Genomic DNA, 16747 nt, shown 5'->3' with positions numbered 1-16747 from the left:
CCATGGCGACACCGGAGGAAACACGTCTAGTCCTTCAGATCGAGGCGAACGTAAAAAGCCTCGAAAGGGCGATGAAGCAATCCGGCATCCTCGTCAAACAGGCAACGGATGCGGTGAATGACAATTTCCGCAAGGCCGGTGTAACGGTCGACAGGACCGCGAAGCAGATCGAAGGTTCTATGCGCAACGCCACGCGCAACCTGGGTTTTCAATTTCAGGACGTGGCAACTCAGCTCTTGAGCGGGCAAAGCCCCTTTACCGTCGCGGCGCAGCAGTCGTCACAGGCGGCCGCCGCAATGCAGGACTTGGGCCGCTCTGGCGGGCTGCTGAAGGGCGTTTTCGGCGCGCTGGGTTCCGTGATCAGCCCGCAGGCGCTTGGCATCTCAGCAGCGATCTTGGGCTTCGGCTACCTCACTCAGGCGGCGCGGGAATATTTCGAAGGCGCGTATGAAGGCTCTGCGGCTGATTCGGCATTCGCGGGCGATCTCGGCAAGGGAGTGACCGGAGGCGCGTAAGGCCTCGATCTCGGCGGCAAGGCGGACTTCTATAGAAGGTTCGCGCGGCATGCGGGGAATAATAGCAGATCCCTTTCGTATACCCTACCCTGACCACTTTTTCACATTTCGACCGCAATCGAAGTAACGTCATTTTTGCTAATTACATCAATATCGTGCGGACGACGGGGGTCGAACCCGTAAGCCTGGCAGACTGCCCAGACTTCATTTCACCTCGATGGCCAACGCCATCATTCAGGTATATGTCGTTTATGAAATCTTCGGTTTGAGTCCCGATGACGATCTCCGAGGCCTTGCGCGACCCCTCGGCGACACCGAACGCCAACGGAACCGTCAACCAGGTTGAAGCGCGCGCTTCGTACTTTGCACCTCCGCGGCCCCTTCCGCCCCCGCTGAGCTTTTGCGCAAGATAGGTGGCCTTATCTTTGTCAGTTGGTTGGGCAGGTATAATCGACCTCGGTCCGGGTTCCGGGCGGCTCTAAGGTGATTATGTAAAGACGACGTTAGCGGCTCAGGTCATCACACGGCTTGTGGGGCGAACCGAGGCAAAATTCGCGCTGTAGGCTACTGTTTTGAGACAGAGGCACGACGGGCTTTCCATCGCGCGGCGCTACGGAGAATTGATTTTAAACGCGTCCGCAGTGCCAGAAACTCCACTAGGTTCATCGTCTATCGGGGCAGGTCAGAGCGAGGGCCGCATTTCACCCGGTCTTGCGGCCTTTGAGTTCGCCAGCAAGTGATTTCCGCAAGGCATCCATGATGTTCACCACGTTGGAGGGGGCAGCCTCCTGCTTGCCCTTTGCCGACTTCTTCGCGGGCTTCATCGCCTTCTTCTTTTCGGCGATAAGCTGCAGAAGGCTCTCCTGGATCGGGTCGCTCACCATATCCGGGGACCAGCGCTTCGTTTTCTGCTTGATCAGCTTCTGGACCAGAGGAACCAACTCAGGATCGGCCTCGTCATCGATACCTTCGAAGTACTCTTCCTCCGGACGAACCTCGTCCCCGAAACGCAAGGACCAGAGGACGATGCCTTCATCACGCGGCTCGAGAATGACGGCTCGCTCGCGGCGACCGATCACGAGCTTCGACACGCCGACCACCTTGTCGGATTTCATGGCATCCCGTATGACCGCGAAGGCCTCGTTTCCGACGGCGTCGTCGGGCATGAGATAGTGAGGCTTCTCGAGGTAAACCCACTCGATGCTGTCAGCCGGAACGAACTTTTCGATGTCGATCGTCTTCACGGTGTCGAGCGCGACGGCGTCGAGGTCCTTATCGGTCAAGAGAACGTAGTCGTTTTCACCGCGCGGATAACCCTTCACGTCGTCGTCGTCCTTCACCGGCTTTCCGGTGACAGAGTCAATGTACTGGGAGACGACGCGGTTGCCGGTTTCCTTGTTCAACGTATGGAAGCGCACCTTTTCGGCTTCGGAAGTCGCCGGCGTCATGGCTACCGGGCAGGTGACGAGTGAAAGCTTGAGATATCCTTTCCAGTAGGAACGGGGGGCCATTTCAACCTCCTTCAGCCTGCTTTGCGTTGCGGGCTCGCTCGCGAGGACGTTGCCTTATTGGCGGCTCCGCGCGCTGCGGTCTTTCGTCCCGTGCCCTTGTTGGCATTGGCGGCCGTGCGCCTGGGCTTGTCAGAGCCCTTCGTCATCTTGGCGCTTTCCCTGAGAGCCGCCAGAAGATCGTTCGGCTTGGAGACCTCCACCTTCTTGCGCTTCGGGAGCGCCTTTCCTTCGAGCTTCGCCTTCACGAGGTCAGCAAGGGCTGCCTCATATCTGTCATCGAAAGACGCGGGATCGAACTCGCCTTTCTTTGTGGAAATGATGTGTTTTGCCAGATCGAGCATTTCGCCCTCGATCTTGATCCTGGGCATATCCTCGAACGCTTTCTTGGAAGACCGAACCTCATAGTCATAGTTCAGCGTGGTCGCGATCAGGCCTTTCCCATGTGAACGGATCAAAACTGTGCGCATGCGCCTGAAAAGCACAGTCCGCGCGATGGCGGCGACCTTGGACTTCTGCATCGCTTCCCTTAGGGCAACAAAGGCATCTGAACCCATCTTGTCCGGGGTCAAATAGTATGGCTTGTCGAAATAGACGTCGTCGACATCGGAGCAGGGGATGAAAGCCTCGACCTCTAGCGTCTTGTTGCTCTCAGGGATGGCCGCGGCCACCTCCTCGGGATCGATAAGAATGTACTGCCCGTTCTCGATCTCGAAGCCCTTTGTCTGGGCTTCCTTCGGGACCGTCTTCTCGGTCTCGCTGTCTACAAACACGCGGTTGACCCGGTTTCCCGTCGCCTTATTGACGGTGTTGAAGGTGATCCGATCTGAGGTCGAGGCGGCGGTATAAAGCGCTACACCGAATGTGACTTCGCCGAATTTCACGAACCCTTTCCACTGGGCGCGGTGGGTTGCCATGACGAGTACTCCTTACCGAAAACGTTTCGCGAATCAATCGTTACGCACCTGATTCGTTCCATTCGAAAAGAACTTAGTTTTCAGCGCTTTGAATCAGTTGCATAAATTACTTCCGCAAGGTGAGGACGCCGTAAGACGCTATAAGAACGTCGGCTCGCGAGCATTGAAAAAGGCCCCCGGCATTCGCTTACGCGAGGCCGAACAGGAGGACGGATTGACGCTACTCTAGCGCGACGCGACAATCACGCTACACTCTGAAGCTACAGGCTTGGAGGGGAACTCATGCTGGCCGAGTATGACCATCTGGATGGCATCGCATTGGCAGAGCTCGTGAAGGAAGGGGAAGTTTCAGCCCTCGAGCTGGTCGAGGCCGCAATCGCACGGATTGAGACCCGAAATCCGGTACTCAACGCCGTCGTCCTGAACATATATGATCAGGCCCGCAGCGCGGCGCTCGACGTGGATTTCAGTGCTCCCTTCGCAGGCGTACCGTTTCTCATGAAGGACCTGCTCTCGACGGTAGCGGGTGTACCCACGTCCCACGGCAATCGCCTTTGGGCAAAGCTGCCCGCCAGCGGCGATTCTGAAATCGTAAAGCGCTGGAAGAGGGCGGGGCTCATCATTCTCGGCAAGACGAACACGCCTGAGTTCGGTTTGACCCCATACACAGAATCCGAAACCTTCGGCCCCGCTCGGAATCCGTGGGACCTGGAGCGTACACCGGGCGGCTCTAGCGGCGGCTCGGCAGCGGCCGTTGCCGCCTGCATGGTGCCACTCGCCTCCGGCGGGGACGGAGGCGGTTCTATCCGTATACCCGCATCTGCTTGCGGGGTGTTCGGCTTGAAACCGACCCGCGGCCGCACGCCGTTCGGGCCATACATTGGAGAACCTTGGGCTGGTTTTGCGGTCGAGCATGTGCTCTCTCGCTCCGTGCGCGACTCCGCCGCGCTGCTCGACGTCGTGCAGGGGGCCGATGTCGGCGCACCGCATTTTCTGCCACGTTCCTCGGGCTCATTCCTGGACGTCGTCAGTGCCCCGGGCAGGAAACTGCGCGTCGCGGTTTCCGCTGCGCCGATGCTCGGAGGAACAGTGGAGCCACAGGTCCTGGCTGCCTTCACTGACGCGGCCAAACTGTTGGCAGACCTCGGTCACGAGGTCGTCGAGGCAGCGCCGAAAATAGACGCGGAGCAGTTCTCCTTGTCGTTTCTCACGGTGCTCGCAGCGGAAATGCGGGTGGACATGGAAGACGCGGCGCAGGCGGCCGGTGTTTCGATAAAGGTCGAGGATTTCGACGCTTCAACGATCGGAATGGGCCTTCTTGGGCAAACGTTCTCCGCAGGCGAACTTGCCGCGGCTCTGCGCTACCTCAAGCTGGCGGCCCGCGGTGTCATGTCCTTCTTCGAATCCCACGATGTCCTTATGACGCCAGTGCTTTCGAGGGTTCCCCCGCCGATCGGCGCACTGCAGCCATCCTCCCAGGAGAAGTCCATCATCCGCGCGATCGGTCGCGCCAGGGTGGGGTGGTTGTTAAGAAAGCTTGGAATCGCGGAGCGCCTTGCCGCGGAGACATTCAGCTTCATGCCCTGGACGCCGGTTTTCAACGTGACCGGACAGCCCGCCATGTCCGTGCCACTGTTCTGGACGGACAATGGATTGCCCATCGGCACCCACTTTGTCGGCCGCTTCGGCGACGAGGTGACCCTGTTCGAACTCGCTGGTGAACTTGAAAGGGCGCGGCCCTGGTTGCACCGCAAGCCGCCTCTGTGTCTTCCGGTAAGGCGGCGTTGAGAGTGAGGCACTCAGCATAAGAGGAACCTTTGGTGCTGCCCGCAAGGCTCTGTCGCGGTGAAGACCTCACCCCGACGTTCAGCCTGATGCTTCCGCCGGTGGGAGCAAGCAGTCTCAGCGTCGCGACGCCACCGTGATCGTCGGGGGCGGTTGTCTTCTCGGCCTAGCCGAATGCAGGGTCTCAAAAGTGGCGATGGCGCGTGAAGCCCCAGAAGAGCCAGCGCCGATATTGGAAAGGGTTAGACAAGGCGTAATCCTCCTGCGCCACAAATTTCACTAGCCTCTCCACCCATTCCTCGTTCTGCACGGAAGTTGGGTTTTTCAAGCCTTTGAATCCGTTCCATAAATTAATTACGTACCGTGAGAACTCCGGAAGACGCTATAAGCACGCAGGTACGGATTGAAAAGGGCCCCGGCATTCGCGTAGGCGGGGCCTAGCCGGAGGACAATCGACAATACTCTGGCGCGACGCGACATTAACGCGACGCTCTGAGCCTACGGGCGGCCAATGTGCGCCGTTTCACTTGAAAGGTTTAGGCGGTGCAGGGCCAGTGGCGGAGCCAGGCTTCGGCTTTCTTGCAAAGTCGTAGCTGCTCCTGAATATGGCCGGCACGAACGATCGAGTTTCACTCTGCGAGCTGAATCCGGCCCGGCTGAAAGACGGCCCCCCGATGCCTGGAACCAACGTTCCGTCAAGGGAAAGTTGGTGGTCCGTTCGGTGGCTTAAAAAGATCAAGCCTTCGCGATATCTTTCGGGCAGGATGCCTCTCAAATGAGGTGCAGCGTTAATATGAGAGACGAGGGAAAGCACCACGATCTTTTTGTAGTCGTTGGGACCCATGTCAAAGAAAATATGGGCAAGAATTGACTGCAGTTCAGTGACCGTACCGACCGACTGCGCCATCACCAAGAGTAGAGGCATATCTGCCGCCCCTTTCTCGGATAACGCCATTGAGATCATGGTGTTATCTACAGATCCTTCGACCAAAACCTTCGAAATCGGCCAGAGGCAGGAGAGGGCAATGACATGTTCTCTCCGGAGAAGCTCGACCGAAGGTTCCAAGAGCAATTGGTAATCCGCGGCGGTGGAAACCGCATGAATGCCATTGTAAGGGAATGCACCACCATCAAGTGCCCTTTCGACCAGATTTTCTCCCAACTGTTTCACGGCCTCGGCATAGATGTCGAAAGGGGTGTTCGGGTCCGAAAGGTTTTTCAGAGCCTCGGCAATCATTCCCCCTTCTCCACTTCCTCGTAGTTTTCGAACCACATCATTATCTCGCCCGTCGAGACCAAATCCCGACCTGTAAACCAGCTATCGAATTCATCCAGCATTCTTACCGTGCAAGGAACAACGCAGAACCAGTCGCTAGTGTGAATGTCGCGCCTGAGGGTTACCCCATGTTGGTCTGCGAGGTCTGGGAAGATTTCGTAGTACTCGAGGCACGAGAAAAAAGAGTGGAGACGGATATCGTCATTGACCATCCCGGAAGAGCAAAAGCGTGTCTGATTCACGAGCTCCATGAACAGCTCGTGGACGGAATAATCCCGTTTCACTAACCACTTTGCGATGATGTGGTCATATAGAGTAAGCCAAACGTCACTTCTGTGACTTCCGGTGAGCCATTTCATTGCATCCTGTAGCTCTTTATCGTCTGGCAACATCGCCAGCAGACCCGTGGCGAACGGAAAGACCCACAACTCGCACCTGACTTCGTGTTCGTCGATCCATGTCCTCGTAGATTTCGCAAATTCGGGCGTTACAACGAGAAAATAAGAGGCTTCGGCATTGTGCAGTTCGTCAAGCGTTTGTTGGATGTCGAAGTCATCTTTCACCAGCGGCTTTTCGCTGACGGAACCGGACTTAAACTGAAAATAAGATATGTTTTCACCTCTCCGCGTCATCGCGTCGTCAACGAGACATTCGAGACCTTCGGATACATCGTAGGGATCAGTGCCCTCCGCGTCTAAGGCAAACCACTCGTAGGCCATATCGATGATCATGCGGCTGATGAACATGATCTCGTACGTCCGACCGTTGGCGAAATTATTGCCGCCTATCCACTTCGCACGGAAGCGCTCCAAGAGCGAGTGGCCGCCCAGTTCGAAAACTAGATTCCTGTCGTAGAGATTCGTGCGGGGCATATTGTCCAATCGCTTTTTAAACGAGTCGTGCCACGATCTTTGTCACGCGATTGGTTGGGAACCTCTTAAACTCTAAGGCGAGGCCCAGCCAACGCTCGGCGGCTGGAAAAGGCGGAGGTCCAGCTGCATGGAACAACCCGTGCTGCTTGACCGACTAAGCTGCCCGCAGTGTGACTGCAGCTCCCCTGATGACTGATTCCAAATCAACGGGGTCGCGATGCCGCCGCCGAAGAAGATTCAAGTTCACCAAGATCCCTGCATTTTGGCCGTTCTTAACCAATTGCTCGCACACAAAGTCCCGCTTAAATGCTATCCCAAAATAGGCGTGATCGCGCGTATCTTTCCAGGTGGGATCGATCACTTGGCCGTCGCGATCGACAAGCCATGCATGCTGCACGGGGAAAAGGAGTTCAGGCTCGAGTGCGTACCCCTCCGCATACCATACGTCGTCCCGCACAGCCGCGTAAGCCGTCGCGTTATTGAAACAATCGCGAGCTTGGCCGATGCGCAACCATGTCGGACTCTTGGCAGTCGGTCGAAACGCTCTTCCATATCTAATGACCGCGATCGACGGACCGAAACTTCGCTCGAGTTCTGCAAGCTCCTCGACGTGACGCTTGATCTCTTCGACAAGTTCTTCATGCATATCCATTAGCTGTTTCCAATGCATTGGGTGTTTATTCGACGCTTACGACCCGCGCCGCACTCGCGAGCACCGCATTGCCTTGCGGCTCACTCGACCGATGCCGCCGCGGCCTGCACGTCGATAGATTCAACTAGCAGCACGGCGCCGCGGTGGTCGGTGCATGTTTCGAGGAAATCCGTGCTGCCATTCGGGTGGATGTGCACGGCGGACAGTCGCCCGGTAACATATGCCCCGGTATCTATTCCAATCCGGTGTCTAGCTCTTTCACAGTGCCTAGATGGCGTTACGGTGTGGCCGTGAACCACGGTCTTTTCGAAGTTTTCTGTCGATGAAAGGAAAGGCTCGCCGATCCACATCATGTCACGTCTCGATTGCTCTGCTAACGGGACGCCGGGAGCGAGGCCAGCATGGACCAAAATATGATGCTCGAGCTCAACATAACTGGCGGCACTCCGTAGAAGGGTTAGATGCTGGGCAGGAAAATCTCTCTCCAGACCGGATACGGAAAAGTCGTCCGGATCGAAGCCATAAGACAGCAAGGTCGCCCCGCCGCCCATGTTATCAATCCAGTGATCTAGCGCCATGCTGGCTTGGTCGCCCGAGAGCTCGTCCAAAATCCGGATGGGAAACCAGTCGTGGTTTCCTAGAACAAGTGAAGAGCCGGGTTTAGACGACATGGTCTCCCGGACGATCTCCAAGGCCCGCTTGCTGGCGGGGCCGCGGTCGATCACGTCACCCAAAAAGACTACCGCATGGTCGATCTGCATGTCGTCTGCACGTTGGTCGATAGCTTTCAGAAGCGTCTCGAGCAGATCCGCGCGTCCGTGGATGTCGCCGATCGCGAATACGTGTTGCGAATTCAAAGTGGTTCTCCTGTCGACCGGCTGGTCGGAAAGGGACCTATACGCAAAAGCCTTAGCGATCGGTTGAGATGCCCCGGCGGCATCGTCAATGACGCGGGCCCGCCTGTATCCTTCGGCCAACATGGACTTCCTTTTGGAGATCCGGGACCGCGTTCGGATCGGCGGCGTAGGCTAAGCTCAACTCTAGCCGATCCAAAATCTGCCCAACCAGGTCATCCTCACAAACCGCAGGATCGCCCGACAACTTGTCTATGCCAGCGCGAAACGGCCGGGCAGCGGATGCAAAGCCAGACGCAAGGCGTGTCTGAGCTTTGAGCAGGTCGCCGGCGGTGGCCGTTCCTAGATCTCGTTCGGCTTGGCCGCAGACCACGGTAAACCGATAGCCCGGTTCACCTTTTTCTTCGGTATGGATGAAGTAGGCCCCGTCGACATAAGTGTCCTCGCCGAACAGCATGATGTCGGCGTCTTTGCCAAAGTGAACGTAAAAGACGTCCGGCAGCCTCAAGGCGGGCAGTGCTGACAGCCGAATGTCCTCCGCGCCGGCCAGCGGAGCCATAATCGATGACATGTCAAAAATCTGGCGGCCCCCGGAGACCCATTTGGCGTGGGTGTCGATCAACCGACGGTACTCGTGCATCCTCGCTTCGAGTTCATTGTCGTCAATGCCTGCGTACTCAGTTGCGATGACGGCCGCTGCGTCAGGAAGAGCGGTGATCCGCGCCACGCGTCTAGTAAGAGCGTCGGCGACTGCAGAAAACCGATACGGATGATAGTGGTAGTACGACGACATGGATTGATCCCTTGATAAGTACCGTTGTTATCCGGCGGATCGACGCAAGTCACCAGAACGGGAGGCTTGGCGGGGGCAACTGCAGGTCAAGTATGGCGACGAGTGACGGCGGCCAGCCAGACATGGCCCGCCGATGGCCGTTAGTCTATCGATTGGATCTGCCGTTAGGACAATGATCAGATCTGCGTTGTAGATCGGATGCGTTCATCAAGGACGGATAGCGTGATCAGTCACTACGATACCATTTTTAAACTCATAATGAATGATCCTCGCAGTCGGTTCGTGTCGCTCTTGACTGGGATGGAACAAGGTAAAAGCCTCTCAAACGATGCCGGGTGGTATACGGCTCGCACAGTCGACTATATATCCAGGATATCCGAAACGAATTTTGTCCACATCGAAATCCAGACGAACGTCGACAAAACAATGCATTGGAGAATGGCCAATTACTTTACACTCCTGAACCATAAACTTCATAGATGGGAGGATGACAATGTTCACATAAGCCAGTTTTTGGTTTATATCGGGGCGGACTCGAACTCCATGTTGAAAACCCATCCCAAGTTTGGTTTTCCCTACCAGTACAAAACAATCGAGTTGTCGAAGTGCAAGGTCGGCCAGCTAGCAACTTCGAGCTTTTATGGCGACCGAATTCTTGGTTTGCTTATGGCCGACGTGACGCAAGGCGATTGGCAAAATACGTTCGATGAAATTTGCACCTTGCGTAGCGAGCCGCATAAGCTTGAAGCGCTATTTTTTATCCTTCATCTATCGGCTTTGAGGGGAATGCAAGAGATGATCGAAGATGCGATCCTGGAAATGGGGATGTATGAGGCGCTGAAATCCACGCCCCTCACCGCGCGTGCATCGGAGGAAAACTCGATCGGCACAATCATTGAGTTGCTTTCGGACTTTTTCGTCGAGGCGGGGCACCATCCGCTCAACGATGAAGAGTGCGATGTACTGCGAGGGCTCGACCTTCCAAGGGTCAAGAATGTCTACAAGGCCATCACCAGAACCGGCGCCCGTCGCTCGGCAATCTTCGCAGCCACAATGATCGAACAGGAAAAAAACAGCGACCGGGAAAACAAGAACGGAATGTAGGGCTTTAGTTGAGTAACTTATTGCACCTTGCAGTGCATACGGGGCGAAAGCGTAGGAAAGGCTTCTCGCAACAATGACGCGCCAGGAGGCCGGTCGTTGCGAACCAGTGAACACATTCGCGGCCGACGAGCTAGACTGTGGTGGCTGGGCCCGCTTCGGCGCAGCCTCTTGTCACATAGCCCTTGTTCCGGAAGCGGAGATGCAAATTCACGATTGCAGCGCTTTGAATTGCATAGTCGCGAATCCGCTGTCTCGATTATCCAATTGTGGTCGAACGGCAAGGCAGGAACTTCGTCAACCGGAACCAGCGTCAGCCCGTTCTTCCTCCCTTGTCGCCAACTTGAATAGGGGATCCGCACAAAATACCCGACGCTAATTGACGCGCCCGCGCGAGCCGACCCGATTTTGCCCCTCGCCGGAAAACGTGAACAGCTGCTTCGAAGTAGATATCCTCAATCCCCGTGCTGCCGCACAGGGTACGGTCAACGACCACGTCTAAGGCAAAATCTCGGCTGCCGTCCAGGAGAGTCAGAGTGGTGTCTTCGTTTGCACCGGCGCCAGCGCCAGCGCTGCATTCAAACGTTCGTCTTCGAAAGTCAGGAGGACCGTGTCTACACTTTCACTTCGCCGGACGAGGTCATCCAATTTTCAGACGGTTGCACACAAAATGAACCGGACGGGACGTCGGGCCCCCCTGTGGCCATGCGCGGATATATTCTACTCTCTCGGGAAGCGCAGGGCCGCGTTCGGTTTCTCCGCGTCATTGCGCTCGCTTACGAAAGCGATAACATGCGACACGTATGGGGTAGGGAGTATCGGGTTTGCGTTCGCTCATCTTGGGATTGGCCCTCGTCGCGCTGTCCGTCGCTGGCGCGCGGGCCGATATCTCACTGTCGCGCATCAACTCACAGAACGGACCGCCCATCATCTTGGTGGAAGGGACTTTCGCCTACTCGGACGATCCCGCCGCACTTGCCCGCGAAGTCGCGGCGACGGGCGCTCGCCTGATCTCCTTCAACAGCAGTGGCGGAAACATTGTCGCGGCCATGGCATATGGTCGGATGATCCGGTCGTTGGGGCTGAGCACGATTCAGCCGAGAGCGACGGAATGCGCATCTGCCTGCGCCTTGGCGTTCGTTGGCGGAGTGGCAAGGGTGGCGGACCCCGGAGCCATTGGTGTCCATCAATCGTCGTTCGCTCCAGACAGCACATTGAGCGGACACGAGGCAGTCGCCGCCGTCCAGCAGCTCACTGCGCAGATCATCGCCTACCTCATTGAGATGGGCGTCGACCCGGCTCTCTTACAACTCAGCCTGTCCATTCCCGCCAACGATATGCGCTATCTCACCTCTAGCGAGATGGCTGTCTACAAGATTACGTATGGCCCGGCAGCCGTGGTTCCGTCTGTCTCGGTGGCCGAAAACCCGGCCGAAACACCCTCGGATCGGGAGACGGCAAAGTCCCTGGAAGGAAGGGCGCTCTCCGTCATGGCGAAGTATCATGACGCATGGTCACGCTCGAATAACGAAGCTTTGGCCGCCATGGAAGAACTCTACGATGGCACCGTCGTGTTCTATGGGAAGCCGACATCCAGGGAGGACGTTCTAGCCGAAAAGCGGAAGTTCGCCGAGCGTTGGCCGTTACGCGCCTACAGCGTGCTGCAGGGTTCCGAACTTGTCGAGTGCACTGCCCAATGTACCGTCAGCGGCGTCGTCGAGTGGTTTGCCGAAAGCCCTGCCCGCAGCCGCATGTCGTCCGGGTCTGCAGAGTTCACCCTCGTTTGGGACCCGTCGTCGAACAAGATCGTCTCTGAAAGCGGAAAGGTTATCGCTACGGACCGGGGAGTGTCAGAACCAGTACGGATACTCGCCCAATGGCGGGGCCAGGCCGCAAAGTGCCGTGACGAGCTGTCCAACCCGGCTATCACTTCCGGCGCTTGCGACCGAAGCGGGGCGATCGCGTCGAAACTTACGATGGTTCACTGGTGCCAAGATTTGTCGGCGGCGATGAGATGGCGACGCTGCCGCAGCACCGAGATGGCAAGCATTGACCCCGCTGTCGTCGAACCGGTTATGCCGAAAGGAGTGCTGCAACTCGATCCGTCCGCCTATCCGGCTGCCTCGAAGTACTCCGGCAAGACAAAGCTTCCCGATTTCAAAGGGCGGGACAGGGACTTCAACCAGTTCAGAACGCGCATTCGCGAGGGAATGCGCGAGGGGCCGAATTTCGCGGGTCGATACTCCCTCATTCAGATTGGGTGCGGGACAGGCTGTTCGTTCGCCATCGTCGGCGATAACAAGACGGGAAAACCGTCGAGGTTCCCCCGGGGTGACGACCCCATCTCCATGCTCACGCTGAAGTTCCGTCTGGACAGCCGCCTCCTGGTAGCCCAGTGGGGACTATACGACCAAAACCGATGCTTCATGGAGTATTTTGACTTCGACGGGACGACATGGACGACGCTCAAGAAGCAGGAGATCGGGACGATGGATGTCTGCTACAAGGAAATTTCGGACAATCTGCGTTGACCAATGGAAGGCTTTTCAGGAGCCTTGGGAAGCTGGTCCGCCTCGCGAAGTGTACTTCTCTCGGTATACCTCCATGTAATCGCTGTCCTGACAAATGCATCGAGCCAGGTGATCCTTCTTGCGGCGCTCTGTGATTAAACCACTCGGCATTTTGCGCAGAAGATTAAGCTTGGCAGTAATCCAATCCGGCGAATTGGCTGTCGCCGCCCGCTTAACGATTTCTCCGGCCAGCATGACGCCCGCCATCGCCGACTGGAAGGCCATCGGCACCTCGACGAGTACCCGCTTGCTCCCAGCCGTGAGCTCGAAGACTACGCCGCCGCAGATTGCACCCTGGTAAAGGTCTCGCAATGGCTTGCCGACAAAGGGGAGCAACGGCTCAACGGGAACCGTCAGCCGGTTGGCGATTTCGCCCATCAACTCCGCTGTAACGGGGGCGCCGTTGTGAAGCATGGGCCGCACAATATCCATCTTTCGGTCCTCAAGGCCCAGCGCTTCTGCAATGACTTGGTCCTCGTCGGGCACCGCTCCGTTCGGCAAATAGAGGCACGCAAGGCACGCCATCTCCCCCTGGAAGCCGTGATGCGAAACCCCAAGATCTCCGCGCTGGGTCCAGGAGTTAATAGTCCAGCGAGGCAGCGCGCCCTGGACGGCGACACGATCCGCCGCCGTATCGAGTGCGATAGCGACGTGCTCCATAGAGCGTATTGCTGGTATCGTTTGCCACCTGACATTATGCCCGGTAACGACAAGGTCGGTTTGAGAATTCAAGTATCTCAGGGCAAGTTTCACCTTGCTGCGACTGATATCCTTTTCAAGTGCCAGCACGTATCGCTGAAGGTTACCCTGATCGACCGGCTCCGCGTCAACCACCTCCAAACGCCCTCGCAAGTTGGGAACGCGAGAAAGCGCCCACACTGCCCCGTTGCCGATCGCCCCCAAGCCAAGAAGGAACAAATCGTCGAGCGTCACCGTGTCGGCAAGCGGTGGGTTCGCGCGTGAGCCGGGCGCATAGTCAAACAAGGAGAATATGACGTCCTTGTCCACCGCGGCGCCATTAATCTGCGCACTGAATATGTGCCTAAATAAGTTCGCCGCGGCAATGCAAGCGGCACCACCCGCGCCGAGTGTATTGCTACTGCCACCTGTCCCTACGGGACGCTCGGCGGAGAACATCGCTAGCCAACCGTCAGACCCCAGGAAGAACGTGGGGCAGGACACGTCGGGAGTCGTCGAGCCGACAACGAGACAATGTGAAAGGACCGTTGCCCTTCGGCGCGCGATTGAGATGTTTTTATTTATGCACCGAGCCAGTGAGCCCAAACTCTTCGCGAGCTCTCTTGCTTCATCTCCGGTAGGCAAGAAGCAGATGGTGGGGTAGAGACGCGCAAGCAACCTGATTAGGAGATCGAGTGACGCTCTGCCCTCTGTCGAGCATGCCTGCTGATCGAATGCGATCCCGATAACAAGGCCGTTAAGCAGTCCCTCAAAATGTTTGGCGTCGAAGCCTTGGAGGACTTGCGATGCCGCCGTAGCTGCACGACTGAAGTAGTTCGCTAGTGCCATTTTTTAGTCCACGATTTCGATGAGACGACCGACAGCTTGCCGGGGGATCTCTACCCACTTGCCCGCTCTGTTGAGTCGATAGACAGCGGTCTGCAAAAGGTCGGCGGGGCCTCGGGCAAAATCCGGTACGACCAGCGAAAGCGAGCCGACAGTCGTTGCCAGCGCGTTTTCGTCGTCCGTATCGGAGTGATAAGCGTCGGTGGGGTGACTGTGGATTTGCGCGAGGATTCGTAGGCCGTTTTCGAAAAGCCACATGTTCAGGCGGTGCAATTCGGTGCCGTCAACATAGACGCCGACACCTGCGGCGGACCTAATGAGACGCTGTTGCGGGATGAGTGCTCGCTGGACGTTCGCGGTTTCGTCGGCTACGTGCCCGACCCATAGTCCTAGCCCTTCATATCCCGAACGGCCCACGTCTGCCAGATGCGCATGCACCTGGTCGACTGCCGCCCGCGGTACGATGAAGCGCTGAACGGCAGCGAGTCCGCTCACCTTGGAAGGGCTGCTGCGTTCAGTTGAAAGCCCTGGAAGCTCATCTGCTGTATCTGGTAACTCATCGTCTGAATGGGCTTGATGCCGCTGGCCCAGATGTGTTCGAGAATAAAGTTTAAGGAACCCTCGCCAAAGGGACGATGCAAAAGCCATGAGTCACCTGTATGCGCTGGGTGGTTGTGATATTCTCTGACTCCCGGCAAACACAGAAAAGGGATCTCGTCGGGGCCGTGAGACTGGAGTAGCGGTTGAACAGGTAGGCTCTGTTGTTGTTTCAGAAGCTCAGCGATGGTCTCGTCCGATGCACCTTCGAAGCCAATCAGCCGCATCAAATGGAAGCCGAGGCTCTTCATCGGTAGCGCTTCGCTGGTTGCGGGATCAACGAATGTTACGGACGGCGGCACCAGGTCATAGTTGGTGAAGTCAAGGCGCGCCGCGCACACTAGCGGTTTGGGCGGCACCTTCAAGGCGGCAAACAGTACCAGGACCGTGGGAAACGTGGCTTCCAGGAGGAACCAACCGCGCTTGCGGTACGTGCTTTCAAGCGCTCGGTACTGTGCCACTTCCCGGTCAAATTTGCGTCGAGAAACCGCCTCGTCGACGAACTGACCTTCGCTCAACCTGCAGCACCAGCCTTGAGACTAAGAAACAGGGTCTGTCCTCCTGTAATTCCAAGGTCCTCTATCTTTTTGCTCGGGTCGAAAACCGTCCCGTCCTCATTCTTGAGTTCCCAGTTTTCAGCGGGCTGCCCGACATTGCCTGAAACTTCCAGCGCTTTGGCGATGGCAGTTTGAAGCGGCGCATTTACGTTGGCTTCGACAGAGACCGGTTCGCCATTCACAACGAAGGTCAGGGAAATCTTGTTCTTTGATCCGGTTGCTTTGCCGGCGGTTTCTGAAGCAGCCTTGGGAGTCTTTGTCATGCAGAGATCCATCAATTAGGTGATTCGCATCTATCTACAGTTTTAAGTTTAGCTAGAACAAGGGCGAGGTAAACCGCTAGTGCTCTAGTTTCCATTTTTTAGAGCAATTTGTAGGGCGCGCAACTGGGTGGCCGGTCCCATAGCAGTCCGCCGTAATTTATCCGGTGTCCTTTTCCGGACGAGCGGTGCGGCCGTTTCGCGCGCTGCCGAACCAGTATCGCGACGCCAACGACCGTGGAAGAGCGCAATGTCATCTCCACCGACGACTTTGCCACCAAACGGTTGCTTTTTGTCATGGTGTGCGGGCCGGGGTTCGTGACGAAACGCGGCCGTGACGAAGTTCTAACCGTAGTCGCCGATGCTGAGCATCGGATTAGAAAGGAGCGAACAACCCAGCGGGTTGTTCCGAAGTTGCCTCGGGCCTGACATACAAGCGGGAATACAATTCTCGCAGGTTGATCGTCAGCGGGTGATCCAGTTTGAGCAGGCTGCCCTTGCCGTGCTCTTTTTCATACTCGCGGCCCGGAGCAATGCGGGCTTTGATGGCTAGATGCAGCCTTTAGCGCATTGTCCCCTCGCTCCAAATCAGCTCCTCGTGCAGCTGAATGTGAATTGCCAACTGGGCTATTCGAGTATGCCGAACCCATCGTTCACAAAGAGTAGGGCACCCGGGGATGCCGCCCTAAAGAACGCGGAAATCGAGAAATGCGCTGCGACTTTGCTGGATTGTAGGGGAAACAAAAGGCAGCGCAAGGTCGCTTGGGTTCCGTCGATCGGCAGTGTCCCCGATCTCAGTAACTTCCCGAGATTGACAAGATAGAAGGATAACCTCACCTAGATTTGGATATCCTTCTGACGTGGACACACCTTGTGAATGTTGAGATTGAGCAGTTGGTCTGGTCGAAGGATGCGCAGCAAACGGCACTCGTCACGAAATTCCGAAATTATGTGGCAAATGCCACA

General features: G+C 56.8%; 15 protein-coding genes. 4 read left to right on the top strand and 11 right to left on the bottom strand.

Features of this window, described 5'->3' with window-relative positions; all coding sequences use genetic code 11:
- Window positions 1–2: 2 nt before the first annotated feature.
- Complete coding sequence (locus IB265_RS14190; protein WP_192371272.1) at window positions 3–515, top strand: phage tail length tape measure family protein; 513 nt, start codon at window positions 3–5, stop codon at window positions 513–515.
- 701 nt (window positions 516–1216) lie between these two features.
- Here the strand turns inward: IB265_RS14190 and IB265_RS14185 are convergent.
- On the bottom strand, window positions 1217–2026 hold the full coding sequence (locus IB265_RS14185) for a Ku protein (RefSeq protein ID WP_192371273.1): 810 nt from the start codon (window positions 2024–2026) through the stop codon (window positions 1217–1219).
- Between the two features lie 11 nt (window positions 2027–2037).
- A complete protein-coding gene (locus tag IB265_RS14180; RefSeq protein WP_192494847.1) occupies window positions 2038–2940 on the bottom strand; it encodes a Ku protein in 903 nt (300 codons plus the stop codon).
- A 282-nt stretch (window positions 2941–3222) separates the two neighbouring features.
- On the opposite strand from IB265_RS14180, the gene IB265_RS14175 reads away from it, so the two are divergent.
- Window positions 3223–4728 (top strand): amidase, encoded by a 1506-nt coding sequence (locus IB265_RS14175; protein WP_192371275.1) that lies wholly within the window; start codon window positions 3223–3225, stop codon window positions 4726–4728.
- A 520-nt stretch (window positions 4729–5248) separates the two neighbouring features.
- On the opposite strand, the gene IB265_RS14170 is transcribed toward IB265_RS14175, so the two are convergent.
- From IB265_RS14170 to IB265_RS14150, 5 genes are all read right to left on the bottom strand, one after another.
- Window positions 5249–5962 carry a hypothetical protein gene (locus IB265_RS14170; protein ID WP_192494846.1) on the bottom strand — a complete coding sequence of 238 codons (714 nt, stop codon included), beginning with the start codon at window positions 5960–5962 and terminating at the stop codon, window positions 5249–5251.
- Complete coding sequence (locus IB265_RS14165; RefSeq protein WP_192371277.1) at window positions 5959–6873, bottom strand: hypothetical protein; 915 nt, start codon at window positions 6871–6873, stop codon at window positions 5959–5961. The genes IB265_RS14170 and IB265_RS14165 overlap by 4 nt, the downstream gene beginning before the upstream one ends.
- A 154-nt stretch (window positions 6874–7027) precedes the next feature.
- Complete coding sequence (locus tag IB265_RS14160) at window positions 7028–7525, bottom strand: hypothetical protein (RefSeq protein ID WP_192371278.1); 498 nt, start codon at window positions 7523–7525, stop codon at window positions 7028–7030.
- Window positions 7526–7605: 80 nt separating this feature from the next.
- On the bottom strand, window positions 7606–8382 hold the full coding sequence (locus IB265_RS14155) for a metallophosphoesterase (RefSeq protein WP_192371279.1): 777 nt from the start codon (window positions 8380–8382) through the stop codon (window positions 7606–7608).
- Window positions 8383–8467: 85 nt separating this feature from the next.
- Entirely contained in the window at window positions 8468–9172 is a 705-nt protein-coding gene (locus tag IB265_RS14150) for a hypothetical protein (protein WP_192371280.1), read from the bottom strand.
- Window positions 9173–9394: 222 nt separating this feature from the next.
- Between IB265_RS14150 and IB265_RS14145 the strand changes: the two genes are divergently transcribed.
- Window positions 9395–10276 carry a hypothetical protein gene (locus IB265_RS14145; RefSeq protein WP_192371281.1) on the top strand — a complete coding sequence of 294 codons (882 nt, stop codon included), beginning with the start codon at window positions 9395–9397 and terminating at the stop codon, window positions 10274–10276.
- A gap of 821 nt (window positions 10277–11097) precedes the next feature.
- Window positions 11098–12804, top strand: coding sequence for a hypothetical protein (locus IB265_RS14140; RefSeq protein WP_246805936.1), 1707 nt, complete (start codon window positions 11098–11100; stop codon window positions 12802–12804).
- 15 nt (window positions 12805–12819) lie between these two features.
- On the opposite strand, the gene IB265_RS14135 is transcribed toward IB265_RS14140, so the two are convergent.
- From IB265_RS14135 to IB265_RS14125, 4 genes are read right to left on the bottom strand one after another with little or no spacing between them, the layout of a single operon-like run.
- A complete protein-coding gene (locus IB265_RS14135; RefSeq protein WP_192371282.1) occupies window positions 12820–14370 on the bottom strand; it encodes an E2 ligase fold family C protein in 1551 nt (516 codons plus the stop codon).
- A 3-nt stretch (window positions 14371–14373) separates the two neighbouring features.
- Complete coding sequence (locus IB265_RS14130) at window positions 14374–14862, bottom strand: Mov34/MPN/PAD-1 family protein (RefSeq protein WP_309140331.1); 489 nt, start codon at window positions 14860–14862, stop codon at window positions 14374–14376.
- On the bottom strand, window positions 14859–15482 hold the full coding sequence (locus tag IB265_RS36695; protein ID WP_246805935.1) for a putative metal-binding protein: 624 nt from the start codon (window positions 15480–15482) through the stop codon (window positions 14859–14861). The genes IB265_RS14130 and IB265_RS36695 overlap by 4 nt, the downstream gene beginning before the upstream one ends.
- On the bottom strand, window positions 15479–15784 hold the full coding sequence (locus IB265_RS14125) for a DUF2604 domain-containing protein (protein WP_192371284.1): 306 nt from the start codon (window positions 15782–15784) through the stop codon (window positions 15479–15481). The genes IB265_RS36695 and IB265_RS14125 overlap by 4 nt, the downstream gene beginning before the upstream one ends.
- Window positions 15785–16747 lie beyond the last annotated feature (963 nt).

Source organism: Ensifer sp. ENS10 (assembly GCF_014852025.1).
Taxonomy (GTDB): Bacteria; Pseudomonadota; Alphaproteobacteria; order Rhizobiales; family Rhizobiaceae; genus Ensifer.
The sequence above is the reverse complement of the archived record's forward strand: the minus strand, read 5'-3'. Positions and strand labels throughout refer to the sequence as shown.

Coding starts and splice junctions, on each gene's coding strand:
- IB265_RS14190 (WP_192371272.1), top strand. CDS start 3: ATGGCGACACCGGAGGAAACACGTCTAGTCCTTCAGATCGAGGCGAAC.
- IB265_RS14185 (WP_192371273.1), bottom strand. CDS start 2,026: ATGGCCCCCCGTTCCTACTGGAAAGGATATCTCAAGCTTTCACTCGTC.
- IB265_RS14180 (WP_192494847.1), bottom strand. CDS start 2,940: ATGGCAACCCACCGCGCCCAGTGGAAAGGGTTCGTGAAATTCGGCGAA.
- IB265_RS14175 (WP_192371275.1), top strand. CDS start 3,223: ATGCTGGCCGAGTATGACCATCTGGATGGCATCGCATTGGCAGAGCTC.
- IB265_RS14170 (WP_192494846.1), bottom strand. CDS start 5,962: ATGATTGCCGAGGCTCTGAAAAACCTTTCGGACCCGAACACCCCTTTC.
- IB265_RS14165 (WP_192371277.1), bottom strand. CDS start 6,873: ATGCCCCGCACGAATCTCTACGACAGGAATCTAGTTTTCGAACTGGGC.
- IB265_RS14160 (WP_192371278.1), bottom strand. CDS start 7,525: ATGGATATGCATGAAGAACTTGTCGAAGAGATCAAGCGTCACGTCGAG.
- IB265_RS14150 (WP_192371280.1), bottom strand. CDS start 9,172: ATGTCGTCGTACTACCACTATCATCCGTATCGGTTTTCTGCAGTCGCC.
- IB265_RS14135 (WP_192371282.1), bottom strand. CDS start 14,370: ATGGCACTAGCGAACTACTTCAGTCGTGCAGCTACGGCGGCATCGCAA.
- IB265_RS14125 (WP_192371284.1), bottom strand. CDS start 15,784: ATGACAAAGACTCCCAAGGCTGCTTCAGAAACCGCCGGCAAAGCAACC.